Origin of the sequence: Manganibacter manganicus, assembly GCF_002075885.1 — a bacterium.
Classification (GTDB): Bacteria; Pseudomonadota; Alphaproteobacteria; order Rhizobiales; family Rhizobiaceae; genus Mesorhizobium; species Mesorhizobium manganicum.
The window spans coordinates 122,396-148,658 of record NZ_MDET01000002.1 but is presented as its reverse complement, the minus strand read 5'-3'; the positions used below and the strand labels follow the sequence as shown (position 1 = coordinate 148,658).

The following is a 26,263-nucleotide window of genomic DNA, read 5'->3' as shown; positions in this document are numbered from 1 at the left end:
GCTTGGCAAGCCGGAATGTAATCGATTACAACAGCCATTGTCTACAGCGAAGCACCAGCGTTTGCCCGCGTTGCGAGAATCGCGCACAAGGGCGAAAACCCAGTCGGTAAATGTATGGACGACCGCTTTCCAGAGGCCAGGGCCGCAGGCAATCCCAACATCGGCGATGTGGCGCGCGCCGCCGGTGTTTCCACGGCCACGGTCAGCCGCGCGCTTTCGCAACCCGACCTGGTTTCGGCCAAGGCCCGCGATGCCGTGCTGAAGGCCGTGGCCGAGACCGGCTACAAGATGAATCTTGCCGCCCGCAACCTGCGCCTTCGCCAGACCGGCGGCATTGTCGTTCTGGTGCCGCACCTCTCCAACCCGTTCTTCTCGGCGATCCTTTCGGGCATCGCCGGGATCGCCTCGCAAGCGGGGCTGAACATGCTGGTCGCCGATACGCGCGAGGCGGCCGGCGCCGACCGCCGGATCGCCGGCTATCTTCATAACAACAGCGCCGACGGGCTGATCGTGCTCGACGGCAACCTTCCGGACAATTTCGACGGTGGCGGCCGAAATCGGCCTCCGGTGGTGTTTGCCTGCGAGTGGGTGGAGGGGCACGACCAGCTTTCCGTCACCGTCGACAATCGCCATGGCGCGGTGCTGGCGGTCAATCATTTGATCGGGCTTGGCCATCGCCGGATCGGCCACGTCATGGGTCCGCCCGACAACATCCTGACGCAAAGGCGTCTTGCCGGCGCGCGAGACGCCATGGCGGCCGCTGGGCTTAATGCCGATCCGCGCTGGTTTTTCAATGCCAACTTCACGCTGGCCTCGGGCATTGCCGCCGCGCGTAGCTGGCTGGCGCTCGACGAGCGGCCATCGGGCATTTTCTGTTCGAGCGACGCCATGGCCTGCGGTTTCATGTCGGAGTTGAACCGCCACGGTGTGCGGGTGCCCGACGACGTGTCCGTCGTCGGCTTCGACGACATCGACATTGCCGAGCATTTCATCCCGGCGCTCACCACGATCCGCCAGCCGCGCCACAGGATCGGCGAGACGGCGGCCGAAATGCTGTTGGCGCTGATGCGCGGCGACGCCACGAAAAGCGCCGCGCGCGACGGCGGCGAAAAAAGCACCGTCCTGCCGGTGGAACTGATCGTGCGCGGCAGCACCGCCGCGCCCCCGATCGCCTGATGTCCCCCACACGGCCCGCATTCGCCTCTCCCGGCCTCAGACGTAGCGATTGACGATGTTTTCCAGATATTCCTGACGGCCTGAACGCGGTTGCGGATCGAGACCATGCGATTCCACATGGCGGGCGATCTCTTCCAGCGTGGCGCCGCCGGTAAGCGCGTTCTGCGCGTCCTTGCCATTCCAGCCGGCATAACGTTCTTTCAGCGGTCCGGACAGCGCCTTGTCTTCGACCATCCTCGCAGCCGCCTTCAGCCCGCGTGCGCAGCAATCCATCGCTCCGATATGGGCAATCAGCAGATCCTGCGGATCGAGTGACTGACGGCGCAGCTTGGCGTCGAAATTGGTGCCGCCGGTGGTGAAGCCGCCTGCCTGCAACACCTGATAATAGGCCAGCGCCATTTCCGGCACATTGTTGGGGAACTGGTCGGTATCCCATCCCGACTGGTAGTCGTTACGGTTCATGTCGATCGAGCCGAATATGCCGAGCGCATCGGCCAGCGCCAGTTCATGCTCGAAGGAATGGCCAGCAAGGATGGCATGGCCCTGCTCGATATTGACCTTCACTTCCTTTTCCAGTCCGAATTGCTTGAGGAAACCGTAGACGGTGGCGACATCGTAATCGTACTGGTGCTTGGTCGGCTCCTGCGGCTTCGGCTCGATCAGGATCGTACCCTTGAAGCCGATGCGATGCTTGTAGTCCACCACCATGGACAGGAAGCGCCGGGCCTGCTCGCGCTCGCGCCTGAGGTCGGTGTTGAGCAGTGTCTCGTAACCCTCGCGACCGCCCCACAGCACGTAATTCTCACCGCCGAGACGCATGGTCACGTCCATGCACTTCTTCACCGTGGCGGCGGCATAATAGAAAACATCCGGATCGGGGTTGGTGGCCGCCCCCGCCATGTAGCGGCGGTGCGAGAACAGATTGGCGGTGCCCCACAGGAGCCTGACGCCGGTTTCCGCCTGCTTTTTCTCGAAAATGCCGGCGATCTCGTCCAGCCGTGCGGCGCTTTCAGCGAAACTTTTGCCTTCCGGCCGCACATCGGCATCGTGGAAGCAGTAGAAAGGCACGTCGAGCGCCGAAAACATCTCGAAGGCGACATCGGCCTTGAGCCTGGCCAGTTCCATCGTGTCGGTGCCGCCCGCCTTGGGGAACCACGGCCGCTCGAACGTCTGGCCGCCGAACGGGTCGCCGCCGGGCCATGCGAAGGAATGCCAGTAGGCGACGGCAAAGCGCAGATGATCCTCCAGTCGCTTGCCGGCGACCATTTCGTCCTTGTTGTAATGGCGGTAGGCGAGCGGATTGGTCGAATCCGCGCCCTCATATTTTATTTTGCCGATGTCGCCGAAGAAACCTGTGCTCATCATTCGAAATCCGTCATTGCTTCCACATTGATAGATGTACGTACCTCAAAACAGGGCGCCGTGCATCATGGTAAATTGTCCCGGAGGTAAATCTCGATACGAATCCGCTCCTGCCCGCCGATAAGGGGCGTGCCGTCGATACGGGCCTTGAGCCACCTGATGGCGCTGCGCGCCTCGTGACCGGCATCCTGGTTGATGACCGCATCGAAAATGCCTTCATGCAGGGCCTTGCGGGCGTGATCGGTCAATTCATGCGCGACAACCGCCAGATCGCGATAGTCGGGCCGGCCGGACAACACGTCGATGACGCCACGGTTGCCGGCGCCCATATTGTAAACGCCGATAACGCCGCTTTCACGGGCGAGGCACCCGGCCAGCATGTCGCGCGTCATGTCCGCGTCGTCACGCCCTTCGAGGACCGGCAGGCATTCAAGCGCCGGAAACTCCGAGCGGATCACCTGGTCGAAACCCATGCGCCGTTCGACATGGTCGCGCACCAGCATGGACCCCGCGATGAGGGCGATCCTGCCGGACCGGCCGCCGACGAAGCGCCCGAGCAGGCTGGCGGCGGTGCGGCCCGCCGCGACATTATCGATGCCGACATAGTGGTCCCGCCGGGAACCCGGCATGTCGGAAACCAGCGTCACCACGGGAATGCCGGCGTCGGTCAGGCGCCCGAGGGCGTCGCGCACCAGGGCGGATTCGGTCGCGACCAGGGCGAGGCCCGAAACGGCGTCGAGATCAAGGTTGTCGATGGCCGAGGCAAGAGCGTCGGCATCGAATGCGGGGACCTGCACGATGCGGATATCGATGCGCTGCAAGGCGGAAGGCTGGCGCAATTGTTCAAGCTGCTGCTCGAGGCCGCGCATGAAACTGTTCGGCCCTTCGGGAATGATGAAGACAAGGCGGTAGGTGCGCTGCTTGGCGAGGTTGGCGGCGGAAATGTCGCGCACATAACCCAGCCTGGCGACGGCGGCCTCGACCCGCTCCACCGTGGCGCGCTTTACGCCCGCGCGCTTGTTCAGGACCCGGTCGACGGTCGCCAGGCTGACCCCGGCCGCGCTGGCAATATCGTGAACTGTCGGACGCAAACCATTCCTCCCGCTAGAGCATCGGACCGAAAAGTGGAATCCGGTTTTCGGGTTGTTCCCATGCTCCATCAAAGTGTTAGAGCGTCCTTTGTGCGTTCAATTGAACGCACGGCGCTCTAGTGTTCCGAATCCGAAATTCGCATCATTTCCGGGAGACGCCTTACGAATTTCGGATTCGAAAGGAACACTAGCAAGCTATTTCAACTTATGAGGTACGTAAAGCAGAATACCGGCATGTGAGCTCGGTTCGTGCTTGTCCTCGCGCGGATTTCCGCCGGCGGCCGGGCCTCGGCAGCAAAAGCGGCGACGGTCGGAACCGGGAAATTCGCGACGTGATTTTGCCGGTCGCGCGCTGTCTTTCGCCAAAAGGTCTTGATCGGGAATCCGGTAAAGTCCATATTGGCGATGCGTCTCTCCCCGCTTGAGATGATCGCGTTTTTTCGATGCCGGCCTTTTCGAGGTGTTCCGCATCGGTTTTATATCGGCCGGTGTTCGTTTCTCGAAGCTGCTGCCGTTCCATTGTTTGGAGAAGAAGATGTCTACTGCAACGCCCTTTGCGCTGCCCGAGGCAGTGTTGAACGCAATCTCGCAAGGAACAAACCTTATTCGGGCCTATCGGGAATATCTCGGCTATTCGATCGATCATATCGCGATCACGAGCGGTCTGACCGTTGAGGAAGTCGAATGTGTCGAAGCCGGGCACCGCTTCGACAAGGGCTACAGAAGCAGGTTGGCGCATGCACTGGGCCTGCCTGAAACGGCTCTGGACGATGCATCGGGCATCGCCGAGGCAGCCTGAAAACATTTCCGGCCTGAAAACATTCCCGGATTGCGTCTGCAATCCGGCTCGCCCGCCGCCGCATGATGGCGGCTCCGGGCGCCGGTATCAATGGATCTAGACTATTCCTTCGCCTCTTATGTCGTGGTGCCGACGCGCCGGGCAGGGGCGGCATTGTCAGAACGAGCAGTGGGAGATACGCTCGGGCCAGAGGATGCGATACCAGCGGACATTTTGAATGATCGCTGGAGCGCGCGACCGCGCGCCGCGCCCGTTGGCGCGAAGCCAAGTGGCCCAGATGGTCCGCGCCGGCGATTGAGGCGGCCTGGATGCGTCAACATCCAGGACCTCTCGTATGAATTGGCGTGGCGCGCCGGCTTCAGCTTTATTTCGCCATGCAGACCGAGCGGCTGGAGAAAATCCAGATACGAAAAGGGGGGGACGATGCCTGGCCAAGCTTTGAGTCGCAGATTTTTCCTGCACGGGTCGGTAATCTCAGGTGCGGCGCTTGTCACCGGAGGGACCGTTTCGGGGGCTGACGCCGCCACACCCGATCCGGTGACGGCCGGGCCGGTGCGGGGCATCCGCCTGTTCGAACAGCCGGACCTGAATTTCCAGGCGCTCTTTGCACTCGGCGGTGCGTCCTATGGCGCCGGTGAAGCCGGCGAGATTTTCGCCACCGTGGACGGGATCAACGAGGCCGGCGCCGGTTATCAAAGCTTCTGCGATCACTTTACCGCCCTTGCCGAGCGGCTCGCGGCGAACGCCGCCAAGGCCGGGAAAGCCGGCCATAAGATCAGCGCGCGTTCCGCCCATATGCGGGCGGCGCAATATTACAACCAGTCCCTGTATTTCATTTTGGGAACGGACAAGCCGGAAGCCGAACCTGCATTGTATCGCAAGATGCAGGAACAATGGCATGCCGCCAGCCAGCTCTTCCAGCCGGCCTTGGAGCAGGTGCGGATCCCTTATGAGGACACCCATCTGCCCGGCTACTTCCTCAGCGGCGGCACCGGTTCGCGCCCGACCGTCATCGTCCTGAACGGCAGCGATGCGCAGTTCGTCGATGTCTTTGCGTTCGGCGCCGCCGCCGCAGTGGAACGAGGCTGGAATGCCTTGATCTTCGAGGGGCCGGGCCAGGGATCGATGCTGTTCGAGCGCAAAATGCCCTTCCGGCCCGACTGGGAAAAGGTGATCGCGCCGGTGGTCGATTTTCTCGAAGCGCGCCCCGATGTCGATGCCAGGCGGATCGCCCTGACCGGCTGGAGCTTCGGCGGGCTTTTGGCCACGCGCGCCGCCGCCTTCGAGACGCGGCTTGCCGCGGTCGTCGCCGATCCGGGCTCGGTGGACAGTTGGCTGGCCTACCCGCCGCAACTGCGCGATCTGATCGCCAAGGGCGGCAGCCGGGAAAAGGTCGACCAGATCTGGCAAAAGGAGGTCGTTCCCCATTTGCCGCCGCCGGCGCGCTTTACGCTGTCGAAACGCTCGGAAATCTACGGCGCGCAATTTCTGGAGGCGGCGCGCGCCGGCAAGATGTTCGACAGCCTGTGGACTTTCGCGCATACGGTCCAGCAGTATCAGGTCGCCGATGTCGCGCCCAAGGTGAAGATTCCGATGCTGGTGACCCAGTATGAAGGCGAGCAATATTTCCCCGACGGCGGCGAAAGGCTTCTTGACTTGCTGACCGGTCCCAAGGCGCTGGTGAAATTCACCGCCGCCGAGGGCGCGGGCCTGCATGACGGGCCGCTGGCGCCGCGCACACGCAATGCGACAGTGTTCGACTGGCTGGAGGAGGCGCTCGGCGACAGTTAGGGCATTTTCAGCGAAATGCGTGCGGCGGTTCTGCGCCCGAAAACGCCAACAAATTGCCGCCAACAATAGGGCCGTCGGGAAATTTTTCATCTTCGCGCGGTTGCGTCGGCGCCAAGGCATTGGCAATGTTGGATATTTCGTAAGTCGCCGGCCGCGGAACCGTCTCGAAACCCGACATTGCAATCAACAATGCGGGTTCGGCGATTTCGAGCGGTAGGCGCGGCAAGGGGGCGGGCATGAGAGGCATGATTTCCAAGGCTTGGCAGGCCATGGCGCTCGGCGCGGGGCTCGCCATATCCGGTTGCGGGACCATCGACACGACGCCCATCAATGTGGTGACCACGCGGCCCGAGGCCCCTTCGCCGGACTATATTCCCGATGCCGGCGATGACGGCTCGACCGTTGTGGCGCTGGCGTTTTCGGGCGGCGGCATGCGCGCGGCGGCATGGGCCTATGGCGCACTTCTGGAACTCGATTCCATGGTCATCGACACGGTTCCCTACCGCCGAACGCTGATCGATGATGTGCGTACCGTCGCCGGAACGTCGGGCGGCGCGGTCACGGCGGCATATCTCGGCTACAAGGGCAAGGATGACTACAGGGATTTCCGCGAACGGTTCCTGTACCGGAATGCCGAAGCCTATATGTCGACCAGCATCGGGCCGGGGACATTACTCACGGCGGCCTTTGACGGTGGCGCCAACGATCGCAGCAGCTTCGCCCGCTGGCTGGACGAAAAGCTTTTCGAGCGGGCGACTTTTTCAGCCTTCAGGAAACCGGACAGGCCGATCGTCTGGCTGACAGCCTCGGATATATACAACAGCGCGCCTTTCCTCTTCACGCGCGACACCTTTGCCGCGCTTTGCAGCGACATCGACGAACTCAAGATCGCTGACGCGGTTGGCGCCTCCGCCGCCTTTCCGGTGGTGTTTGCACCGATGATCCTGCAGACGCCCAAGGTGGACTGCCACTATCAACGTCCGCGCTGGATGAAGCGGGCCCTGGAGGCGAAGAATCCTTCCATTCGCTTGCAGGCCTATGCGAGAGCGCTTGATTCGTATCAGTCCAACACCGATCTCAACTTTGTACGTCTTCTTGACGGCGGTCTTACCGACAATCTCGGTATCACCGGCCTTACGCTGGAGCGCGCCAAAGCAGATAAGCCTTATGCGCCGCTTTCTCCTCGCCAGGCGGTTCGGTTGCGAAATTTTCTGTTCGTCGTCACCGATGCGGGGGTGCACACGCAGTACAGATGGGGCCTTTCGCCTGTCACGACACGGCTCGACAAGGTGATTGTCGCCGCATCCGACACCGCGCTGGCATGGGCGACACGCACCGGCTTCGACGCCGTCGATCTCGCGCTCAAACAGTGGCAGGATAGGCTTGTGCGTTATCGGTGCGGACTGGGGCGCGAGGAGGTTCTCAAACTTCGCGGCACGCTCGAGCAGTGGGATTGCCGGGATGTGAACGTGACGACGGAGCATATCTCCTTTCGCGAGGCAGCCCCGGAATTGTTCGCGCGCTTGAACGGCGTTCCGACACGCCTTAAGCTGCCGCGGGCACAGGTGGACCTGGTCATAAGCGCTGCCAGGGGCGCCGTTAGACGTAACGCCAACATCAATGCCGTGGCAGATCAAGCGCGCAAGCACGCGCCGATCTTCGACAACACAGATGGGTCGTTGGTTGCAAGCCGTTGAATTTGCCGCCTCAGGAACCTTGCGGAAACATCCATGGTTGGCGGGCTTCACTCGACCGTTTTCATTCAGGTTTCCATTAGATTGCCGGGCGTATCGGGGTTGGTTGACCAGTAAATTCTGCAAGCGGGAAGGCAACTCAGCATGATCTTTCCTGACCGGGATCGGACGGCAGGCAACGCGAGATCCTCGCCGGCTGCCGACCCAGCGCAATACTCGGTCAAAAATGAATGGTTCCTCGCTGCCGCCCTTGGGACAGGCCTGATCTTTCTTGGTTTTCATGACCATCTTTTTACCCGGTTGAACAATCCGGCATGGCTGGCGGCTCTGCTCTTATGGCTCTTTGCCATCGTGCTCGGATCGGCGCTGAACGTCGTGCGGCATGCGGAAAAGATCGCTGAACGTCTCGGCGAGCCGTTCGGGACACTGGTCCTGACGCTTTCGATAACCGGCATAGAAGTTATGAGCATTACAGCCGTCATGCTGCACGGAGAGCCCAATCCCACGCTGGTGCGCGACACGCTCTATTCGGTCGTCATGATTGTGCTTGGTGGCATGGTAGGCCTGTCCTTGCTTCTCGGCGCGCTTCGACATCGGGAGCAGCAATACAATCTACAGGGAGCGAATGCCTATTTTGGTGTCATCGTTCCGCTGGCCGTTTTCAGCCTTGTGCTTCCTGATTTTACCGTAGCGGCGAACGGCCCGACCTTGTCGGGACTCCAGCAAATCGCTGTCGGCCTCATGGCGGCCGGCCTTTACGTGGCTTTTCTGCTTCTGCAGATGGGTCGCCACCGGGGATACTTCGCCTTGCCGGAACAATCCGTCGAGCATGCACGAATAGCGGGCCAAACGACATCGGTATGGCCGCATGTGTGGTTGCTGTTAGCCTATATGGTTCCGATCGTTTTTCTCGTCGACCAGTTGGCGCGCCCGATAGACTACATAACTGAAACTTTGGGGGCGCCCGATGCAATAAGCGGAGTAATAATTGCGATTCTGGTAGCCGCCCCGGAAGGCATCGGGGCGGTGCAGGCAGCACGGCGCAACCATCTGCAACGGTCCGTCAATATCTTCCTTGGCTCCGTCCTTTCGACAATCGGCCTCACTGTGCCGATCATGCTGACGGTCGCATGGATCACCGGGCATAACCTCATTCTTGGCCTTGAGCACGTCGATCTCGTGCTGCTTGTCCTTACGCTGGCTGTCAGTCTGATCACCTTCGGAAGCGGCCGCACGCATGTCCTCCAAGGCCTTGTTCACGTCCTGCTGTTCCTCTCGTTTTTGCTATTTGTCTTCCAGGATTGACGGGCGCTTCGCGGCTCCATAGCGATGCGGCGACATCATTGGATTTTCGTCAGACGAAGCGCGCCCGCTGCTTGACGCTCATGCCTCTTCTGGAATAAATGTTTCATAAGTTGAGTATACGGATAGTCCATTCCATTTGCGGAAGAGGTTCGTCATGGCGGTTCGTTTCGGTCTGTTGGGCGCCGGGCGTATCGGCAAGGTGCATGCGCGTGCCGTCGCCTCCAATCCGCAAGCGACGCTGGTTGCTGTTGCCGATGCCTTCTACGAGGCTGCAACGCGGATTTCCACTGCATATGGCGCCGAAGTCCGTTCCATTGAGGCAATCGAGGCGGCGAAGGACATCGACGCAGTCGTGATCTGCACGCCGACCGACACCCATGCCGATCTGATCGAGCGGTTCGCTGCGGCCGGCAAGGCGATTTTCTGCGAAAAGCCGATCGATCTCGATATTGGGCGCGTGAGCGAGTGTCTCGCTGCAGTCGATGAGGCTGGAGCAACACTGATGGTTGGCTTCAACCGCCGTTTCGATCCGCATTTTATCGCCGTGAAGAAAGCCATTCTGGATGGCGACATCGGCAAGGTCGAGATGGCGACGATCACATCACGTGATCCCGGTGCGCCGCCGGTTGATTATATCAATCGCTCGGGCGGTATTTTTCGCGACATGACCATCCACGATTTCGACATGGCGCGCTTCCTGCTTGGTGAGGAGCCGGTTTCGGTTTCCGCGCATGCCTCTGTCCTTGTGGACGAAAAGATCGGCGAGGCAGGCGACTATGACTCCGTCTCCGTCATTCTGGAGACAGGGAGCGGCAGGCAGGCGCTCATATCCAATTCGCGCCGCGCCACTTACGGTTATGACCAACGTATCGAGGTGCATGGCTCGAAGGGTATGGTGTCGGCGGAAAACCAGCGACCGGTGTCGATCGAACTGGCCAATGACAAGGGCTACACCCGCCCGCCGCTGCACGACTTCTTCATGACACGTTATATCGATGCTTACGCCAACGAAATTTCCGCCTTCATCGAAGCCTTGGCCAAGGGCCAGAAGCCGTCACCGAGCGGCGCGGACGGGCTGGCCGCTCTGAAGCTGGCGGATGCGGCGCTGGAGTCCGTCAAGACCGGCAGGACGGTGCGTATCGAGGTCTGAAGCGGCAATATTCCGAGCAAGAAATCGTCATCGCACGTTCACCCAACCGCCCTCCTGGAAGGAGAGCGCCATGGCATGCACCGTGCGTTCAATCTCCAACCCCTCGTCGAAGCCAATCAGCCGCGTGCCTGCCTCGCCGCGTATGCGAGCGATCAGTTCGCGGCATTCGATGATTTTCAGTTCGTTGAAGCCGAGCCCATGGCCGGGTGCCGGAATGAAGGCAGCGTATGGCTCGTGCTGCGGCCCGGTCAATACGGTGCGGAAACCCTGTTCGGCCGGGCGGTCTGCGGTAAGGTAAAGCTGGAACTCGTTGAAACGCTCCTGATCGAACAGGATCGTGCCTTTCGACCCAAAAATCTGGGCCGAGATGCGCCCCTTGCGGCCCCAGGCTGAGCGATTGACCTGCAAGGTGGCCGAGAGGCCGCTTTCCAGCCTCATCAGCACGTTGGCGATGTCCCAGGTCTCGACTGCCCGGCGCTGGCCGTCGGCGGTGGTACGCTCGGCATGAGGTTTTGCCATGTCACAGACGACGCGCGCGACGCGGCCGAACAGCACCGAGACCAGCGACAGCGGATGGACAGCGAAATCGTCGAGCGCGCCATAGCCCGACTTTGCGTCGTGCTTCCAGTTGAACGGTATTTCGGGATCGGCCATGAAATCCTCATCCATCTCGATCCTGAGATGGTTGACGACACCGATCCGGTTCTCCGTCAATAAAGCGCCGATCTGGCGGATCGCCGGACTCTGTATGTAGTTGTAGCCAAGGGCGACAACCTTGCCGGAATTTTTGGCCGCTTCAGCCATCGCCTCGGCTTCGGCAAAGCTCGGCGCCATTGGCTTTTCGCACCATAAATGCTTGCCCGCAGCAAGTGCGGCAAGCGCTATTTCGGCATGGAACTGGTTGGGGGCGGTCAGCGACACAACATCGACTTTCGGGTCGGCAATGACCGCGCGCCAATCGCCTGAGCCTTTTTCAAAGCCGAACTCGGTGGCGCGATCCTGCGCAAACTCGGCGTTGACTTCCGCCAGATGGGCCAGTTTCGGGCGACCGGCAGCGGCAAAGACGCCGCCGACGGAGCGCCAGGCCATGGCGTGACATTTGCCCATGAAGCCTGAGCCTATGAGACCAACGCCAATGTCTTTCATGCCGGCAACGTCTTCGGTGCGAGCGACACGGCGCTCACACCGTTCCGCCAAGATCGTTCGACAGGAACTGCAATTCCTTGTCGCCGGCCATCAGGTTCTGCAATTCTTCGATGCTGATCCCGGCCTTCTCGAAGGTGCCGAGCGTGCGGCCGCGATTTAGAACGGTAAAGCTGTTGCCCACCGCATAGGCGTGGCGGACATTGTGGGTGATGAAGATGACGCCCAATCCGCGCGCCCGCACCTGGTTGACATATTTCAGCACCATGGAGGTTTGCGCCACGCCGAGCGCCGAGGTTGGCTCGTCGAGGATCAACACCTTGGCACCGAAATAGACCGCCCGCGCAATCGCCACGCATTGCCGCTCCCCGCCGGAAAGCGTGCCCACCGCCTGACTGGAGTCACGCAAATCAATGCCGATCTTCTTCATCTCCTCGCGCGCCACTTTCTCCGCAAAGGCGAGGTCGAGGAATTTGAATGGCCCGACGCGCCGCAGCGGTTCGCGACCCATGAAGAAATTGCGGGCGATGGAACTCAGCGGCACCATCGCCAGATCCTGGTACACGGTGGCGATGCCGGCGTCGAGCGCGTCTCGCGGTGTGTGAAAAGCAATCGGCTTGCCGTCAACCAGGAAACTGCCGCTGGTCGGCTTGTGCACGCCCGACAGCGTCTTGATCAGTGTGGACTTGCCCGCGCCATTGTCGCCCAGAAGGCACAAAACCTCACCGCTGCGTACCTTCATCGATACGCCGTTGAGCGCCACGACAGGGCCGAAATGCTTGACCAGATCGCGAACTTCGATCAGCGCGGGCTTGGCCGAGACGGATTCGCTCATGATTGCCCCCTCAACGTTCGCCCGTGGCGCGGCGGCGGATGTAGTTGTTGAACAGAACGGCAGTAAGCAGCATCAGGCCGAGAAACACCTGGAACCAGTCGTTCGGCGCACCGGTAAACAATATGCCCATTTGCACCACGCCGAAAATCAGCGCGCCGAAGAAGGCACCGACTACCGAGCCGTAGCCGCCAGTCAGCAGGCAGCCGCCGATAACGGCTGCGATGATGGCTTCGAATTCCTTGAGCACGCCGCGATCGGCGGCGGCCGAGCCGAACTCCATCACCTGGCAGGTGGCATAGACGGTGGCGCAGAATGCGGTGACCATGAACAGGACGATCTTCACCCGCGCCACCGGTACGCCGACATTGCGGGCGGCGTTGGCATCGCCGCCGGCCGCGAAAATCCAGTTGCCGAAGCGGGTACGCGACAAGACGATATGGCCGATCAGTGCGATGGCAAAAGCCCAGATCACCATCGCCGGTACGCCCTGCACGGACGGTTGGCCGTTTGGCAGCTTACCGATGATCCCGGCATCGGCCAGCCAGATGAACAGGCCGGGAAACGCCTTGCCTGAAAACAGCGGCACCACAAACGAGTCGCCGGCAAAATTCTTGACGCCAGAGACGATGGTGCGATTGGCAAACAGGATGGACAGCGCAATCGTCATGCCACGCAGGATGTAAAGTGAGGCCAGCGTGACGATGAAGGATGGCAGGCGGGTGCGCACCACAACCAGCCCGTTGAGAAACCCGATCAACAATGCGCCGCAGAAGGCGAAGATGACGCTGATTTCGATAGGCCATCCGAAATAGACGGTTGGGATGGCGATCATCATGCCGGCGAAGCCGATCATGGAGCCGACCGACAGATCGAATTCACCGCCAACCATGAGGAGCGCCGCGCCGGTGGCGATGATGGTCAGTTGCGCGGTGACAGTCATCCAGTTCAGGATGCCGTCGGCGGCGAACATGCCGGTGCCGTGCGCGGTCGCGCCAAAGAACAGGAAGACCAGAACGGTGCCGGCTATAGCTCCCAGTTCGGGGCGGGATAAAAGCCTGCGAAGGCCGGATTGCCTTTGCAGCCGCTCATCCAACGGCTGTGCGACAGTCGCGACGGTTGGGTCTTCTGCCATCTCGCTTCTCATCCAGAGCGGAAATGAAGCACGCGGATGCCGGCTTCCTGATGAAGCGGACCGCGTGCTCCTTGCAGCCGTTTAGCGGTATTCGCCGGCCAGCTTCTCGACCATTTCGATATTGTCCTTGGTAACGAAGCCAGGTCCGGTATTGATGTTGTTGGCGGGCATGACGCCGTACCGCACATACTGGGTCAAAAGGACGACCGGCAGGTAGCCTTGCAGGTAAGGCTGCTGGTCTATGGCCGACTCGACGATCCCGTCCTTGATGCCCTTTGAAATACTGGCGGACAGGTCGAAGGTGATGAAGTTGTATTTCGAGGTTTCACCGGTGTCACGCAGCAGCTTTATCGTCGGTTCCGCCGAATTCGGCCCCAATGTCAGGATGCCGTTGGTACCCGTATGACTGGTCAGATAGGCCTTCACCTTGTTGTAAACCTGCGTCGGATCCTGCGTGGAGTCGACCATATGATCGCCGAGCGGCACGCCGAGGCCGTCGGCATAGCCCTGGCAACGCTCCACCGAGGCGGCGTTGGTGATGTAATGGTTGACGCAGACGAAGTCGGTGACGCCCGCCGCCTTGGCCCGCTCGCCGGCGCCCTTGCCGGCATCGTATTCCGGCTGGCCGATATGCATCAGCGCGCCAAGCTGTTTGGATTGTTCGGCCGTGCCTGAATTCACGGTAATGACGGGAATGCCCTTGGCGATGGCACCCTGGATCGCGCTCTGCAATACGTTGAAGTCGGCGATTGTGGTGATGATGCCGTCGGGATTCGTGGCCGTGGCCTGCTGGATGATGCGCGCCATGTCGGCAATGTCGCCGCTCGGCGGATTGCGGTAATCGACGGTGGTCTTGGTGTCGGCCGCAGCATTTTTCAGCGCGTTCTTGATGACATTCCACCAGGAATCGGTGTCCGGTGCATGGCTGACGAAGACGAAATGCTCGCCCTCGGCATGTGCGATAGTGCCATAGCCTGCTATCAGCGGCAGCGTCGCGATAGCGGCTGCCAGAAGTTTCTTCAGTTGAGTTCCCATGTTCTCCTCCCGAGAGACGCTTGCTTGGAATTTATCTACCAAAGTGATACTTTTTGGATTATATATTCCATTTCAGGTGAACGCGTCAAGCGGCCGTAGGGAATGAAACCGGGCGGGCATTTCGCGCTTGCACTTATCCTGTCGTTGCTGAATTTCGACGGGCGCAAAAAATCCCGGCATTGTCTCGCGGAAGGGGAAAAGAATGAGCGATAGCGATACCATGGGGATGGCGGCGCCCCGCGATTTCGAGTCTCTGCGCGCCGCAATTCTGGAGCGGCGCGAAAGTCTGCCCAAACGCATCGCCCAGGTCGCCGCTTATGCGCTCGACAATCCCGATGACATTGCTTTTGGCACCGCTGCCAGCATCGCGACCCTGGCCGGCGTGCAACCCTCGACCCTCGTGCGTTTTGCCCAGCAGTTTGGCTTCGACGGCTTCACGGCCTTGCAGTCGGTGTTCCGTGAGCGCTTGCGCGAGCGCACATCCTCCTATGACGAGCGGCTTTCGACGTTGCGTGCCAAGGCGGATTCCGGTGCGGGCCATCGCGCCGTTTTCGACAGCTTCGTAACGGCGGCGTCAACGTCGCTGGCCGATATCGCACGCAGCATCGACGAAGTGCATCTGGGACGGGCTATCGATCTGCTGGCCGATGCCAACACCGTCTATATCCTCGCCAAGCGGCGCTCTTATCCCGTCGCCTCTTACCTTGCCTACGCTCTGGGCAAGCTGAAGATCCGAAGCCAACTCATCGAATCGGCTGGCGGTCTGGATGCCGAGATGATCGGCTTCGCCACGCCGCGGGACGCCGCCATCGCCATTTCGTTCTCGCCCTATGCGTCTGCCACCGTCGATGAGGCTCGCGCGATGGCAAAGCAGGACGTGCCGGTCGTTGCAATCACGGACAGCGCCTTCTCCCCATTGGCGCAGGTCGCGAAGGTCTGGTTTGAGGTGGCGGAGGCGGATTTTGCTGGTTTCCGATCGCTTTCGGCAACCATGGCGTTGGCCATGGCGCTTGCTGTCTCCGTGGCGGAAAAGCGCCGCGAACGCGGCATCGACGCATAGCATAGATTGCGACGACACGTCCTGAACGGTTTGAGAACGTACGTTCTATATTGACCACGGAATGGAATTGATATTTCATTAAAGAAGTGCCGGCGTGGCTGGCTGTTGAGACGCGGAAAGCCGGGAGGTGCGGGTGAGTGAAGCTGTCGATACCGCGCTTGACGTTATCACCATCGGGCGTGCTTCAGTCGATCTCTACGGCCAGCAGATAGGCTCGCGGCTTGAGGATATTGCCTCCTTTGCCAAGTCGGTCGGCGGCTGCCCGGCCAACATCGCCGTCGGTACCGCGCGGCTCGGCCTGAAGTCGGCATTGCTGACGCGGGTCGGCGACGAGCAGATGGGCCGCTTCATCCGTGAGCAACTCATACGCGAAGGCATCTCGGTCTCCGCACTCAAGACCGATCCCGACCGCTTGACCGCGCTGGTGCTTTTGTCGGTCGAGGACGAGGGCGTGTCGCCGATGATCTTCGTGCGCACCGATTGTGCCGACATGGCGCTGGAGCCCGACGATGTGAACGAGGCTTTCGTCGCTTCGGCCCGTTCGGTTGTGGTGACGGGCACGCATTTTTCGCGAAAAAACACTGCCGAGGCGCAGCGCAAGGCGATGCGCATCGTCAAGGCAGGCGGTGGCAAGGTCGTCTTCGACATCGATTATCGACCGAACCTGTGGGGGCTTGGCGGGCACGCGGAAGGCTTCGGCCGCTATGTGAAGTCGGACCGCGTTTCGGCCGAAATGAAGGCGGTGCTGCCGGAGTGCGACCTGATAGTCGGCACCGAGGAAGAAGTGCTGATTGCCTCAGGCGAGGGCGATCTGCTGGCGGCGCTGAAGACGATCCGTGCGTTGTCGCAGGCCACCATTGTGCTCAAGCGTGGCGCCATGGGCTGCATCGTTTATGATGGTCCGATCCCCGACGATCTCGAAGACGGCATTGTCGGAAAGGGCTTTCCGATCGAGGTTTACAATGTCCTTGGTGCCGGTGACGCGTTCATGTCGGGCTTCCTGCGCGGCTGGCTGGGTGGCGAGAGCCTTGAGACGGCGGCCACCTGGGCCAATGCCTGCGGTGCTTTTGCGGTGTCGCGCCTGCTGTGCGCGCCGGAATATCCGACCTTCGAGGAACTGACCTTCTTCCTAGAGCATGGCAGCAAGCACCATGCGCTGCGCAAGGATGAGGCGATAGCCCACATCCATTGGGCGACCACGCGGCGGCGGGAAACTCCTTCGCTGATGGCCTTCGCCTGTGACCATCGCGTCCAACTCGAAGCGGTGGCGCAAAAGGCCGGCGCCGAGTTTTCCCGCATCAATGCGTTCAAGGTGCTGGCAGTGAAGGCGGCGGCGAGAATTGCTGCTGGCCGTGAAGGCTACGGCATGCTGATCGACGAGAAACATGGACGTGAGGCGCTGTTCGAATTCGCCCGACATCCTTTCACCTGGCTGGGGCGGCCTGTGGAATTGCCGGGTTCGCGGCCGTTGCGTTTCGAGTTTTCCCAGGACATCGGTTCGCAACTGATCGATTGGCCGGTCACCCACTGCATCAAGTGCCTGTGCTTTTACCACCCGGACGATCCACCCGCATTGAAACAGGAGCAGCAGGAGAAATTACGCGCCCTGTTCGATGCCGCCCGCAAGGTGAAGCGGGAATTGCTCATCGAGATCATTGCTTCGAAGAGTGGGCCGGTGAATGAGGAGACCGTTCCGCGCGTTCTGGAGGAACTCTATGCACTCGGCATCAGGCCGGATTGGTGGAAGCTGGAGCCGCAGAACTCACCCAATGCGTGGAAAGCCATAGAGGCAATCATTGTGAAGCACGATCCGTGGTGTCGCGGTGTCGTCCTGCTGGGGCTGGAGGCGCCGCAGGACGAATTGGAACTGGCCTTCGCCGCAACTGCGGACGTGTCGCTCGTCAAGGGTTTCGCCGTCGGTCGCACCCTGTTCATCGATGCTGCCGAAAAGTGGTTCTCTGGCACGATATCGGACGAGGAGGCGATTGCCGACATGGCAGCCCGTTTCGACAGGCTAACCCGCGCGTGGCTTGCGGCGCGTGGCCGTGCGGCGGCATAAAGGGTAGGGAGGAAGGCGATGACGAAAACCATTCGTCTCACCATGGCACAGGCGCTCACCCGTTTTCTGAGCCGGCAGATGACTGCGATTGACGGCACGACTGTGCCGATCTTCGGCGGCGTTTGGGCGATCTTCGGGCACGGCAATGTCGCCGGGCTGGGCGAGGCGCTTTACGGCGAGCGCGAGACGCTGCCCACCTTCCGCGCCCACAACGAGCAGGCGATGGCGCATGCGGCCATCGCTTATGCCAAGGCCAATTTTCGCCGCCGCTTCATGGCCGCCACCAGTTCCATCGGCCCCGGCGCGCTCAATATGGTGACGGCCGCCGCCGTTGCGCACGTCAACCGGCTGCCGGTGCTGCTCCTGCCCGGCGACGTCTTCGCCAATCGCATTCCCGATCCCGTCTTGCAGCAGGCCGAGGACTTTTCCGACGGTACCGTCACCGTCAACGACTGCTTTAAGCCCGTATCGCGTTATTTCGACCGCATCACCCGGCCCGAGCAGATCGTGCCGGCACTGAACCGCGCCATGCAGGTGCTGACCGATCCGGCAGACTGCGGCCCGGTGACGCTGGCGCTGTGCCAGGACGTGCAGGCGGAAGCCTACGACTATCCCGAGAGCTTCTTCGACGAGCGTTTGTGGGCACCACGCCGGGTGCGGCCGGACCGTGACGAACTGGCTGCTGCGGTGGCCGCGCTGAAAACAGCCAGAAAGCCGCTGATCGTCGCTGGCGGCGGCGTGCTCTATTCAGGCGCTTGCGCTGCGCTGGCAGGCTTCGTCGAGGCAACCGGCATCCCGATCTGCGAGACGCAGGGCGGGAAGTCGTCATTGCCGGACGATCACCGTCTCAACATGGCCGCCATCGGTGTCACCGGCACTTCGGCCGCCAATCGGCTGGCCGAGGAAGCCGACGTCGTGCTGGCGGTGGGAACGCGGTTGCAGGATTTCACCACCGGTTCGTGGGCCTTGTTCAAGGGTGAGGGGAAGACCCTCATCGGACTCAATGTCCAGCCCTTCGACGCAGGCAAGCACCAGGCGCTGCCGCTGGTGGCGGATGCGAAGGAAGGGCTGATGGAATTGACGGACGCCTTGCAAGGCTGGGCGGCGTCCGCTGCCTGGACCGACGGCGCCGTCAGGGGCAAGGCCGAATGGCAAGCCGAAGCCGGCAAAGCGACTGCGCCGGCCAATGCCGCTCTGCCATCGGATGCGCAGGTGATCGGCGCCGTGCAACGTGCCATGGGTTTCGACGTCATCGCACTGCATGCTGCCGGCGGGCTGCCGGGCGAAATGCATAAATTGTGGCAGGCCGGAACGCCCGGCTCCTACCATGCCGAATACGGTTTTTCGACCATGGGCTACGAGATCGCCGGCGCGCTCGGCGCGAAGATGGCGCGGCCGGACAAGGAGGTCGTCGTCATGATCGGTGACGGCTCCTACCTGATGCTCAATTCCGAGATTGCCACCTCGGTCATGCTTGGGCTGAAACTCACCGTCGTGCTCCTCGACAATCGTGGCTTCGGCTGCATCAACCGGCTGCAGATGGCTACCGGCGGCGCCAATTTCAACAATCTGCTCAAAGACGCGCGCCACGAGACGCTGCCCGACATCGACTTTGCGGCGCACGCTGCCAGCCTCGGTGCGATTGCGCAGAAGGTGTCGTCCATCTCCGAGTTGGAAACGGCGCTGGCGGCGGCAAAGGCGAACGAGCGCACAACCGTTATCGTCATTGACACGGACCCGCTGATTTCGACCGAGGCCGGCGGCCATTGGTGGGATGTCGCCGTGCCGGAAGTCTCGTCGCGCCCGCAAGTCGTTGCCGCGCGCAAAGAGTATGAGGAAAAGCGCAAGGCGCAGCACGTCGGCGATTGAGCCGGATCAGGCGGAAAGAGAGTACGGGAGATCATCTTGAAGGCAAAACTGGGCATGTCGCCCATCGCGTGGTGGAACGACGACCTTGTCGAACTCTCCGACGACGTGTCGCTGGAGGAATGCCTGCGGCAATCCCGCTCGGCCGGCTTCACCGGCATGGAGAAGGGCCGCCGCTTTCCGGACGATCCGGATGTCATGCTGCCGATCTTAAAAAAAGCGGACGTGACGCTGTGCGGCGGCTGGTTCTCCGGCACGCTGACGGTCGAGGACCTGTCGGCGAACAAGGACCGCATCGCGCCGATGATCGCGCTGTTCAAGGCGGTCGGTGCCCCCTGCATTGTCTACGGCGAGGTCGGCCGCTCGATCCAGGGCGACCGGACGAAGCCGCTGGCACAAAAGGCGGTGCTCTCCGACGCAGAGATGAAAGCCTATGCCCGCAAGGTGACGGAATTCGGCGAATGGTGCGCGGGAGAGGGCATGCCGCTTGCCTATCATCACCATATGGCCGCCGTCGTGCAGTTCGAGCATGAACTGGATAGCTTCATGAAGAACTCCGGCGAAGGCATCCCGCTGCTGCTCGATGCCGGACATCTCGCCTTCGCCGGCGGCGACGTGCTGCGCGCCATCGACAGGCATCACAAGCGCATCGGCCACGTCCATGTGAAGGATATCCGCCAGCCGGTTATCGACGCACTGGACTGGGAAAGGCAATCCTTCCTCGATGCCGTCGCGCTCGGCGCCTTTACCGTGCCGGGCGACGGTTCGCTCGATTTTGCCGCAATCGTGCGGAAACTGGCCGAACACGGTTATGAGGGCTGGTTCGTGGTCGAGGCGGAGCAGGATCCGAAAAAGAACCCGCCGCTGAAGATGGCTCAGATCGGTCACAAGGAACTGATGCGGGTGATGGCTGCAGCCGGTTACACCGTGGAAATCCAAGGGTTTCCCGACAAATGATGGAGGCAACTATGACGAACCTGCTCGTCAAGGCAAATCGCGGCCACGGCCGTATCGCGCATGTCACTCCGCAAAGCGCCGGCTGGACCTATGTCGGGTTCGATCTGCACAGATTGAAGGCCGGTGAGGCGGTCTCGGCCGAAACCGGGTCGCGCGAAGTTTGCCTGGTATTCATCACCGGCAGGGGCAGAACTGACGCGGCCGGGAGGGAATTCGGCATTCTCGGCCAACGCATGTCGCCCTTCGACGGCAAGCCGTGGTCGATCTATGTGCCGCAAGGCTCCAACTGGTCGGTAACCGCAGAAACGGAACTGGAGCTTGCCGTCTGTTCCGCGCCCGGCCTCGGCGGCAACTTGCCGGCGCGCGTCATCGCGCCCGACACGCTGGGGCAGGAGGTGCGCGGAAAAGGCACCAACACCCGTTATGTCACCAATATACTTCCCGAGGACGAGCCTGCGGATTCGCTGCTGGTGGTCGAGGTTATCACGCCAGGCGGCCACACCTCCTCCTATCCACCGCACAAGCATGACCGCGATAATTTGCCGGTCGAATCCTATCTGGAAGAGACCTATTATCACCGCCTCGACCCGGCTCAGGGCTTTGCTTTCCAGCGTGTCTATACCGACGCGGAGGCCAATGGCGTACGCGGTCTGGACGAGGTGATGGCGGTGGAGGATGGCGACGTGGTGCTGGTGCCCAAGGGCTATCACCCCTGTGCCGCCTGCCACGGCTACGATCTGTATTATCTCAATGTCATGGCGGGGCCGAAGCGGACGTGGAAGTTCCACAACGCGCCTGAGCATGAATGGCTCTTGAACGCGCCGGCCGATGAAAGCCCGGCTGACAGGTGATGACAGAAGGTGTCCGCGCGTTGCCCAATTGCGAAGGACCTCCGCCACATGAAGTCTTTGTGGAAACGCCTGACGATACTTCCTTGGTGCTGCGGTCTACAGCCACGAAGAACTGAGGCTCAACTGCTTCATCTATCGATGCAGGCCAAAAGTTCGGCGTGCAGCAGACTGTTGGATGCGATCTTGACGGTGTCGCCGTCCGCAGCGTCATGTCCGTCGAGCGTGGTCACCCGTCCGCCGGCGGCCCGCAGAAGCGGCATGGCGGCGGCGTAGGAAACGATGTCGGCCTTGATGGAGACGGTAGCGTCGAGCCGTCCCGACGCGATCGTGGAGAATTCGTATGCGCCCGAGACGATGATGCGTACGCCGCGCGCAACATTGCCGAGTCGGCGGATGATCTCGGCGGTGCGGCGAACCTCGTCCTCTGAAAAATGCGAAGTCAGCACGACCCCGATGACGGCATCCGCCAAGCGGCTCGTCGAGGACACCTTCGCCTGCCGACCGTCAACCGTCGCCAACTCACCTTCGCAAAAGCGCGCCTTCAGGCCCGCCGCCGGTGACAGCGTGAGGCCGAGGCGCGTCACGCCGCCTTCCTGGTAGGCCATGGTGACTGAGAACCACGGCAGGCCGGCGGCATAGTTCACTGTTCCGTCCAGCGGATCGACGATCCAGCGCGAACCGCCGGCGGGGCCGCTTTCGCCCGCCTCTTCGGACAGAATGGCGGCATCCGGCGTCAGTGACCTGAGGCCGTCCAGAATGATACGTTCGGAGGCAAGATCGGCTGTGGTAACGATGTCGAGGCCTTCCTTGCGGGTCACGTCAAGCTGGTGATCGCGCATGGCTACAAGCGTATTTGCTGCCCGCTGCGCGACGGTTTCGGCGGCATCCAGAAGATCGGTATAGCGGCTCATTGGTCGTTCTTTCCAGGATAGGCGGTGTCGAGCACGAAATCGCGACTCGGCCCGAAATTTCCGATTGGTGCGATGTGGGTGATCAGGCCGGTTTCCGGCGCCCAGGCGTGGAGCGCAAAACCGGGCGGCTCCATGATGAAGCGATTGGGTTCGCCTGGACGCAGGTCGAGCGCCACCTGATGCGCGATGCCGGGCGCGACCAAACCGATCGTGCCTGCATAGCGCGTGGTGATCGGGCGATGATAATGCCCGCATGTCACACGCTCGATCTCAGCATGCTTGCGGATCAGGTCGGAAAAACCAGCGCCGACATCGCACATCATTATGTCCATGCCGGATACGCCGACGCGGAAGGGAGGATGATGCATGAAAACCAGCGTCGGCTGGCCGTCGCCTTCGGCAAGCCGGGCGGCAAACCAAGCTTCGCGCGCCGCGCAGATGGCGCCGCCATCCTCGCCCGCAAGCACCGTGTCGAGGCCGATCAGGCGGACGGGGAAATCCTCGATTGCATAATGAAGGAAATCGTCGGCCTGGCGCAGATAGGGGAAGGTCGGCGCCAGCACGTCGCGCATGGTTTCCCGGCGATCATGATTACCGGGAATGACGAAGACGGGCATCGGCAGAGTGGAAAGAATGTCCGCGACGATCTCGTATTCCTCCGCGCGTCCGCAATCGGCGAGGTCGCCGGTCACCAGCACGCAGTCAGGCGCGGGGTCGAGCGCCGTAATCGTCGCCACGGCGCGGCGCGCCATGGCGTTGGTGTCTAGCCCGGCATAGGCCATCTGGCCTTCGGGGCGGATATGGAAGTCGCTGATCTGGGCAATAAGCATGGAACATCCGGCTGGCAGAGGAAGGGCGCTGCACGATAAGCAGCGCCCCGATTGTTGGATTGCGGCGTCCCTCAGCGGGGCGCTGATGGTTATTTCATCAGCGCCTGCGTTTCCGAAACGAGACGATCCAGCCCATCCTTAGGCGAGATATCGCCGCGCATGACCCCGGCGATGATCTCACGTTGCGTACGCCAGATGCGCACCGTGTTGCCGGCGGAATAGCCCGGCCATGGCATCGACTTGTCCATTTCCTTGGCGACGGTGCTGAAGTTCGGATTGGCTTCGTAGAAGGGACCGAGATAGTCCGGACCGGTCGCGGCCTTGTTCGTCGGCAGGTAGCCGCTCATCTTGACGACCATCTCCTGCGCCTTGGGGCTGGTGACGAATTTCAGGAATTCCCACGCCGCCTTCTGCTTGGCAGGGTCCTTGGCCGTGATGACCGCCGCGTTGCCACCCGTCGGCAGGCCGCCGTTTTCCTTGTCGTCGATCGGAAATACAGCCGTGCGCAGTTCGAAACGGTCGCCGATCAGTTCCGTGTCCTGGTTGAGACGCGCCGGCGTGTCGAAGAACAGGCCGATCTGCCCGGCAATGAAGGATTGCCGCGACTGATCCCAATCGATGAGCGGCATGCCCGCATCGGTAACGAAGCTGCGGAAATATTCGAGCGCCTCCAGGCCGTGCTCGTCGCCGAAAGCCACCTTGCCGTCCTTTGTCAGAGCACCGCCGCTCTGCATCAGCATGGCGTCCCACAACCACTCGTCCGGCCAGTCGTGGATGTTGTAGGCGAGGCCTGCAATATTCGGGCCGGTCGCCTTGATCTTCTTGGCGAGATCCATGATCCCCGGCCAATCGGTAGGCATATTGTCCGGGTCGCCGCCGGCTTTCTTCACCAGATCGGCGTTGTAGTACATGATCGGCATCGAAGCGTTGAAGGGCAACCCGTAGAGCGTACCGTCTTCCTTGCCGAGCGCCAGAATGTTGTCGGCATAATTGGCGCTGCGCCACTCCGCGGGCTCGGCATCCATCAGCGGGCCGAGGTCAACGATCTGGCTGCGGGCTTTTAGCTTGCCGACCAGTTCGCTGAGCAGGTGATAGCCGGAATAATAGACGTCGGGCAAATTGTTGGTAATGGCCGCGCGCAGCATGGCCTGGTGGCCTTCATCGTAGCTGGCTGCGGGCGCCCTGAATTCGATCTTGATGTCGGGATGCTCCTTCATGAACTCCCCGGCAATCGGCTCATGGAATTTCGCGAAAGAGGGAAAGGCGTAGAAGACGTCGAGCGTAACCGGCGATTGGGCAAATGCGGACGACATGCCCGCAAACCCAAGAGCGGCGGCGGCTCCGATGAGTTTCGAAAGAAATTTCATTGGTTTTCTCCGTTGGTCTCTTGTCGGACACCGGACGCCGGATGGCGCCGCCACCCGATCACTATTTCACGCCGGTCATAGTGATTCCTTCGATGAAGCGTCGCCTGGCGAACAGGAAGACGATCAGCAGCGGTGCAGTAAGGATCGTTGCGGCAGCGGTAAGCGCGCCGTAATTCGTGCCGGCCTCGGCATCGGAAAAGAACATCATGCCGAGCGGCGGTGGCGCCAGGTTGACGTCGGATATAACGATCAGCGGCCAGTAAAGATCGTTCCAGTGCGCAACGAATGAGAACACGGCGAATGCCGCGATGGCCGGCATCGCGCTCGGCGTGACGATTCGCCAGACGATCTCGAATTCGCTCATGCCGTCGAGGCGTGCGGCGTGAATGATGTCATCGGGAAAGCTGCGAAAGAACTGCCTGAACAGGAAGATCGCGAACACCGACAGGAAGAACGGCACCATCATGGCGAAATAGGTGTTCAGCAGGTCAACCTTGGCCAGCCCGATATAGATCGGCAGTGCCGGAACCTGTTCGGGAACACAAAGTCCAAGCAGGACGAGAACGAACAGCGCATTGCGGCCGGGAAATTTCAGCTTGGCGAGCGCGTAGGCGCAAGGGATCGCCACCAGCAACTGGACGATCAGGATACCGCCGCAAACGATGAGGCCGTTCAAGGCGAACCGCAGCAGCGGCGCGCTGGTCAGCGCCATCGTGTAATTCTCGATGCCGTAGAACTGCTTCGGCCAGAGCCTGAGTTGAGCGTTGAAAACCTCGTCGGGCGGCTTGATCGAGGTGATGAGCATCCAGATGAACGGCAACAGGATGAAGGCCACGCCGGTGAGCAGGATGGCGTGCGTGATGAAGAGCGACGCAAAGCGCCTGCCTGCCGAATTGATCCTGCTCGGCTGATTTGCTGCCTGCGAGGCGATATAGGACTGGGCGTTCATCAGTAGTGCACCTTGCGATCCATCACGACGGTCTGAAGTATGGAAAACACCAGGATGAAGATGAGGAAGATGAAGGTGAGGACCGCGGCGTAGGCCATGCGGAAATATTGGAAGCCTTCCAGATATATGTCATAGAGCAGGACTTCCGTGGAACCGCCGGGGCCGCCATGAGTCAGCACGGCCACGGTATCGAAGACCTTGAAAGCGGTGATCGAACTGGTGACGATGACGAACATCGTCGTCGGGCCGAGCAGCGGCCAGGTGATGGTCATAAAACGGTCGATCTCGCCGCCACAGCCGTCGATTTCCGCAGCCTCGTAAAGGTCTTTCGGGATTGTCGAAAGACCGGCTAGGAAGAGGACCATGTTGAAGCCGATCAACTGCCAGATGCCGATTACGGCAAGAGTGGGCAGGGCCAGTGAGGGATCGCTGAGGAATGCAATTTCGCCAATCCCGAGCCAGCGCAGGGCCGCGCTGATCGGCCCGAGGCTCGGATGCAGCACAAATTGCCAGACGGTCGCCATGGCGATGAAGGTAGAAGTAACCGGCAGGAAGTAGATGATCTCGTAAAGCGACCTCGTGCGCTTGCGTCGATGCACCAGCACCGCGACCAGCAACGACAGGATCACTGATCCGGGCAGGACGATCGCCACGTAGATCAGCGTATTGGTCAGCGCGCGACGAAAAGTGGGGTCTGTCAGGGCCGAGGTGATGTTGCTCAAGCCGACATAATTTACATCGACCGCACCAAGCTCGTAATCGGTGAAACTGAGATAGGCGAGCACGCCGAGCGGGACGAGAATGGTAAGGAGGAGCAGCAGTAGAGCCGGCAGAGCAAATCCGGCCGCCATGATCCGCTCCATGACAGCTTGGCGGCGACCCGGAGGGGCGCTCATCATC

The 26,263-nt window shown here is 61.3% G+C and carries 23 protein-coding genes; 11 read left to right on the top strand and 12 right to left on the bottom strand.

Annotation, left to right across the window (positions count from 1 at the left end; genetic code table 11):
• Positions 1 to 114 precede the first annotated feature (114 nt).
• Positions 115 to 1,176: a LacI family DNA-binding transcriptional regulator gene (locus BFN67_RS02830; protein WP_080918077.1), complete on the top strand. Its 1,062-nt coding sequence runs from the start codon at positions 115 to 117 to the stop codon at positions 1,174 to 1,176.
• 36 nt (positions 1,177 to 1,212) lie between these two features.
• On the opposite strand, the gene xylA is transcribed toward BFN67_RS02830, so the two are convergent.
• Complete coding sequence (gene xylA, locus BFN67_RS02825; RefSeq protein ID WP_080918108.1) at positions 1,213 to 2,538, bottom strand: xylose isomerase; 1,326 nt, start codon at positions 2,536 to 2,538, stop codon at positions 1,213 to 1,215.
• A gap of 65 nt (positions 2,539 to 2,603) precedes the next feature.
• Positions 2,604 to 3,629, bottom strand: coding sequence for a LacI family DNA-binding transcriptional regulator (locus BFN67_RS02820; RefSeq protein ID WP_080918076.1), 1,026 nt, complete (start codon positions 3,627 to 3,629; stop codon positions 2,604 to 2,606).
• Between the two features lie 460 nt (positions 3,630 to 4,089).
• On the opposite strand from BFN67_RS02820, the gene BFN67_RS02810 reads away from it, so the two are divergent.
• Positions 4,090 to 4,428, top strand: a complete 339-nt coding sequence (locus tag BFN67_RS02810; protein WP_080918074.1) for a helix-turn-helix domain-containing protein — start codon at positions 4,090 to 4,092, stop codon at positions 4,426 to 4,428.
• Positions 4,429 to 4,866: 438 nt separating this feature from the next.
• Positions 4,867 to 6,219: an alpha/beta hydrolase family protein gene (locus tag BFN67_RS02805; protein ID WP_158083462.1), complete on the top strand. Its 1,353-nt coding sequence runs from the start codon at positions 4,867 to 4,869 to the stop codon at positions 6,217 to 6,219.
• A gap of 7 nt (positions 6,220 to 6,226) precedes the next feature.
• On the opposite strand, the gene BFN67_RS02800 is transcribed toward BFN67_RS02805, so the two are convergent.
• Positions 6,227 to 6,490 (bottom strand): hypothetical protein, encoded by a 264-nt coding sequence (locus BFN67_RS02800; protein WP_139789001.1) that lies wholly within the window; start codon positions 6,488 to 6,490, stop codon positions 6,227 to 6,229.
• Between BFN67_RS02800 and BFN67_RS02795 the strand changes: the two genes are divergently transcribed.
• The 3 genes from BFN67_RS02795 to iolG all read left to right on the top strand — a co-directional run bounded on the left by BFN67_RS02795 (position 6,465) and on the right by iolG (position 10,368).
• Entirely contained in the window at positions 6,465 to 7,916 is a 1,452-nt protein-coding gene (locus BFN67_RS02795) for a patatin-like phospholipase family protein (protein WP_245295136.1), read from the top strand. The genes BFN67_RS02800 and BFN67_RS02795 overlap by 26 nt on opposite strands.
• 141 nt (positions 7,917 to 8,057) lie before the next feature.
• Complete coding sequence (locus BFN67_RS02790) at positions 8,058 to 9,218, top strand: calcium:cation antiporter (RefSeq protein ID WP_080918070.1); 1,161 nt, start codon at positions 8,058 to 8,060, stop codon at positions 9,216 to 9,218.
• A 154-nt stretch (positions 9,219 to 9,372) separates the two neighbouring features.
• Positions 9,373 to 10,368, top strand: a complete 996-nt coding sequence (gene iolG / locus BFN67_RS02785) for an inositol 2-dehydrogenase (RefSeq protein WP_080918069.1) — start codon at positions 9,373 to 9,375, stop codon at positions 10,366 to 10,368.
• Positions 10,369 to 10,395: 27 nt separating this feature from the next.
• Here the strand turns inward: iolG and BFN67_RS02780 are convergent, their stop codons facing one another.
• The 4 genes from BFN67_RS02780 to BFN67_RS02765 all read right to left on the bottom strand — a co-directional run bounded on the left by BFN67_RS02780 (position 10,396) and on the right by BFN67_RS02765 (position 14,513).
• The gene (locus BFN67_RS02780; protein ID WP_080918107.1) at positions 10,396 to 11,514 is read right to left on the bottom strand and encodes a Gfo/Idh/MocA family protein; all 1,119 of its coding nucleotides are present in this window, start codon (positions 11,512 to 11,514) and stop codon (positions 10,396 to 10,398) included.
• A 34-nt stretch (positions 11,515 to 11,548) separates the two neighbouring features.
• Positions 11,549 to 12,346, bottom strand: a complete 798-nt coding sequence (locus tag BFN67_RS02775; protein ID WP_080918068.1) for an ATP-binding cassette domain-containing protein — start codon at positions 12,344 to 12,346, stop codon at positions 11,549 to 11,551.
• A gap of 10 nt (positions 12,347 to 12,356) precedes the next feature.
• Positions 12,357 to 13,478, bottom strand: coding sequence for an ABC transporter permease (locus tag BFN67_RS02770; RefSeq protein WP_204842115.1), 1,122 nt, complete (start codon positions 13,476 to 13,478; stop codon positions 12,357 to 12,359).
• Between the two features lie 81 nt (positions 13,479 to 13,559).
• Entirely contained in the window at positions 13,560 to 14,513 is a 954-nt protein-coding gene (locus BFN67_RS02765) for a sugar ABC transporter substrate-binding protein (protein WP_139789000.1), read from the bottom strand.
• Between the two features lie 220 nt (positions 14,514 to 14,733).
• On the opposite strand from BFN67_RS02765, the gene BFN67_RS02760 reads away from it, so the two are divergent.
• The 5 genes from BFN67_RS02760 to iolB all read left to right on the top strand — a co-directional run bounded on the left by BFN67_RS02760 (position 14,734) and on the right by iolB (position 21,306).
• A complete protein-coding gene (locus BFN67_RS02760; RefSeq protein ID WP_080918105.1) occupies positions 14,734 to 15,573 on the top strand; it encodes a MurR/RpiR family transcriptional regulator in 840 nt (279 codons plus the stop codon).
• 133 nt (positions 15,574 to 15,706) lie between these two features.
• The gene (locus tag BFN67_RS02755) at positions 15,707 to 17,632 is read left to right on the top strand and encodes a bifunctional 5-dehydro-2-deoxygluconokinase/5-dehydro-2-deoxyphosphogluconate aldolase (protein WP_080918066.1); all 1,926 of its coding nucleotides are present in this window, start codon (positions 15,707 to 15,709) and stop codon (positions 17,630 to 17,632) included.
• An 18-nt stretch (positions 17,633 to 17,650) separates the two neighbouring features.
• Positions 17,651 to 19,501 (top strand): 3D-(3,5/4)-trihydroxycyclohexane-1,2-dione acylhydrolase (decyclizing), encoded by a 1,851-nt coding sequence (gene iolD / locus BFN67_RS02750; RefSeq protein WP_080918065.1) that lies wholly within the window; start codon positions 17,651 to 17,653, stop codon positions 19,499 to 19,501.
• A gap of 36 nt (positions 19,502 to 19,537) precedes the next feature.
• Positions 19,538 to 20,455, top strand: coding sequence for a myo-inosose-2 dehydratase (iolE, locus tag BFN67_RS02745; protein WP_080918064.1), 918 nt, complete (start codon positions 19,538 to 19,540; stop codon positions 20,453 to 20,455).
• A gap of 11 nt (positions 20,456 to 20,466) precedes the next feature.
• Complete coding sequence (gene iolB, locus BFN67_RS02740) at positions 20,467 to 21,306, top strand: 5-deoxy-glucuronate isomerase (RefSeq protein WP_080918104.1); 840 nt, start codon at positions 20,467 to 20,469, stop codon at positions 21,304 to 21,306.
• A 128-nt stretch (positions 21,307 to 21,434) separates the two neighbouring features.
• On the opposite strand, the gene BFN67_RS02735 is transcribed toward iolB, so the two are convergent.
• From BFN67_RS02735 to BFN67_RS02715, 5 genes are all read right to left on the bottom strand, one after another.
• Complete coding sequence (locus BFN67_RS02735) at positions 21,435 to 22,217, bottom strand: inositol monophosphatase family protein (RefSeq protein WP_080918063.1); 783 nt, start codon at positions 22,215 to 22,217, stop codon at positions 21,435 to 21,437.
• Complete coding sequence (locus BFN67_RS02730; protein WP_080918062.1) at positions 22,214 to 23,047, bottom strand: phosphodiesterase; 834 nt, start codon at positions 23,045 to 23,047, stop codon at positions 22,214 to 22,216. Before BFN67_RS02730 ends, BFN67_RS02735 begins: the two co-directional genes overlap by 4 nt.
• An 89-nt stretch (positions 23,048 to 23,136) precedes the next feature.
• The gene (locus tag BFN67_RS02725) at positions 23,137 to 24,414 is read right to left on the bottom strand and encodes an ABC transporter substrate-binding protein (RefSeq protein WP_080918061.1); all 1,278 of its coding nucleotides are present in this window, start codon (positions 24,412 to 24,414) and stop codon (positions 23,137 to 23,139) included.
• A 61-nt stretch (positions 24,415 to 24,475) separates the two neighbouring features.
• The gene (locus BFN67_RS02720; RefSeq protein ID WP_080918060.1) at positions 24,476 to 25,363 is read right to left on the bottom strand and encodes a carbohydrate ABC transporter permease; all 888 of its coding nucleotides are present in this window, start codon (positions 25,361 to 25,363) and stop codon (positions 24,476 to 24,478) included.
• Complete coding sequence (locus BFN67_RS02715) at positions 25,363 to 26,262, bottom strand: carbohydrate ABC transporter permease (protein WP_245295139.1); 900 nt, start codon at positions 26,260 to 26,262, stop codon at positions 25,363 to 25,365. The genes BFN67_RS02720 and BFN67_RS02715 overlap by 1 nt, the downstream gene beginning before the upstream one ends.
• Position 26,263 lies beyond the last annotated feature (1 nt).

Excerpts from the sequence above, each read along its gene's own strand:
- BFN67_RS02720 (WP_080918060.1), bottom strand. The coding sequence starts at position 25,363 with ATGAACGCCCAGTCCTATATCGCCTCGCAGGCAGCAAATCAGCCGAGC.
- BFN67_RS02765 (WP_139789000.1), bottom strand. The coding sequence starts at position 14,513 with ATGGGAACTCAACTGAAGAAACTTCTGGCAGCCGCTATCGCGACGCTG.
- BFN67_RS02795 (WP_245295136.1), top strand. The coding sequence starts at position 6,465 with ATGATTTCCAAGGCTTGGCAGGCCATGGCGCTCGGCGCGGGGCTCGCC.
- BFN67_RS02775 (WP_080918068.1), bottom strand. The coding sequence starts at position 12,346 with ATGAGCGAATCCGTCTCGGCCAAGCCCGCGCTGATCGAAGTTCGCGAT.
- xylA (WP_080918108.1), bottom strand. The coding sequence starts at position 2,538 with ATGAGCACAGGTTTCTTCGGCGACATCGGCAAAATAAAATATGAGGGC.
- BFN67_RS02830 (WP_080918077.1), top strand. The coding sequence starts at position 115 with ATGGACGACCGCTTTCCAGAGGCCAGGGCCGCAGGCAATCCCAACATC.
- BFN67_RS02725 (WP_080918061.1), bottom strand. The coding sequence starts at position 24,414 with ATGAAATTTCTTTCGAAACTCATCGGAGCCGCCGCCGCTCTTGGGTTT.
- BFN67_RS02735 (WP_080918063.1), bottom strand. The coding sequence starts at position 22,217 with ATGAGCCGCTATACCGATCTTCTGGATGCCGCCGAAACCGTCGCGCAG.
- BFN67_RS02730 (WP_080918062.1), bottom strand. The coding sequence starts at position 23,047 with ATGCTTATTGCCCAGATCAGCGACTTCCATATCCGCCCCGAAGGCCAG.
- iolG (WP_080918069.1), top strand. The coding sequence starts at position 9,373 with ATGGCGGTTCGTTTCGGTCTGTTGGGCGCCGGGCGTATCGGCAAGGTG.
- BFN67_RS02780 (WP_080918107.1), bottom strand. The coding sequence starts at position 11,514 with ATGAAAGACATTGGCGTTGGTCTCATAGGCTCAGGCTTCATGGGCAAA.
- BFN67_RS02760 (WP_080918105.1), top strand. The coding sequence starts at position 14,734 with ATGGGGATGGCGGCGCCCCGCGATTTCGAGTCTCTGCGCGCCGCAATT.
- iolD (WP_080918065.1), top strand. The coding sequence starts at position 17,651 with ATGACGAAAACCATTCGTCTCACCATGGCACAGGCGCTCACCCGTTTT.
- BFN67_RS02800 (WP_139789001.1), bottom strand. The coding sequence starts at position 6,490 with ATGGCCTGCCAAGCCTTGGAAATCATGCCTCTCATGCCCGCCCCCTTG.
- BFN67_RS02770 (WP_204842115.1), bottom strand. The coding sequence starts at position 13,478 with ATGGCAGAAGACCCAACCGTCGCGACTGTCGCACAGCCGTTGGATGAG.
- BFN67_RS02790 (WP_080918070.1), top strand. The coding sequence starts at position 8,058 with ATGATCTTTCCTGACCGGGATCGGACGGCAGGCAACGCGAGATCCTCG.
- iolB (WP_080918104.1), top strand. The coding sequence starts at position 20,467 with ATGACGAACCTGCTCGTCAAGGCAAATCGCGGCCACGGCCGTATCGCG.
- BFN67_RS02715 (WP_245295139.1), bottom strand. The coding sequence starts at position 26,262 with ATGATGAGCGCCCCTCCGGGTCGCCGCCAAGCTGTCATGGAGCGGATC.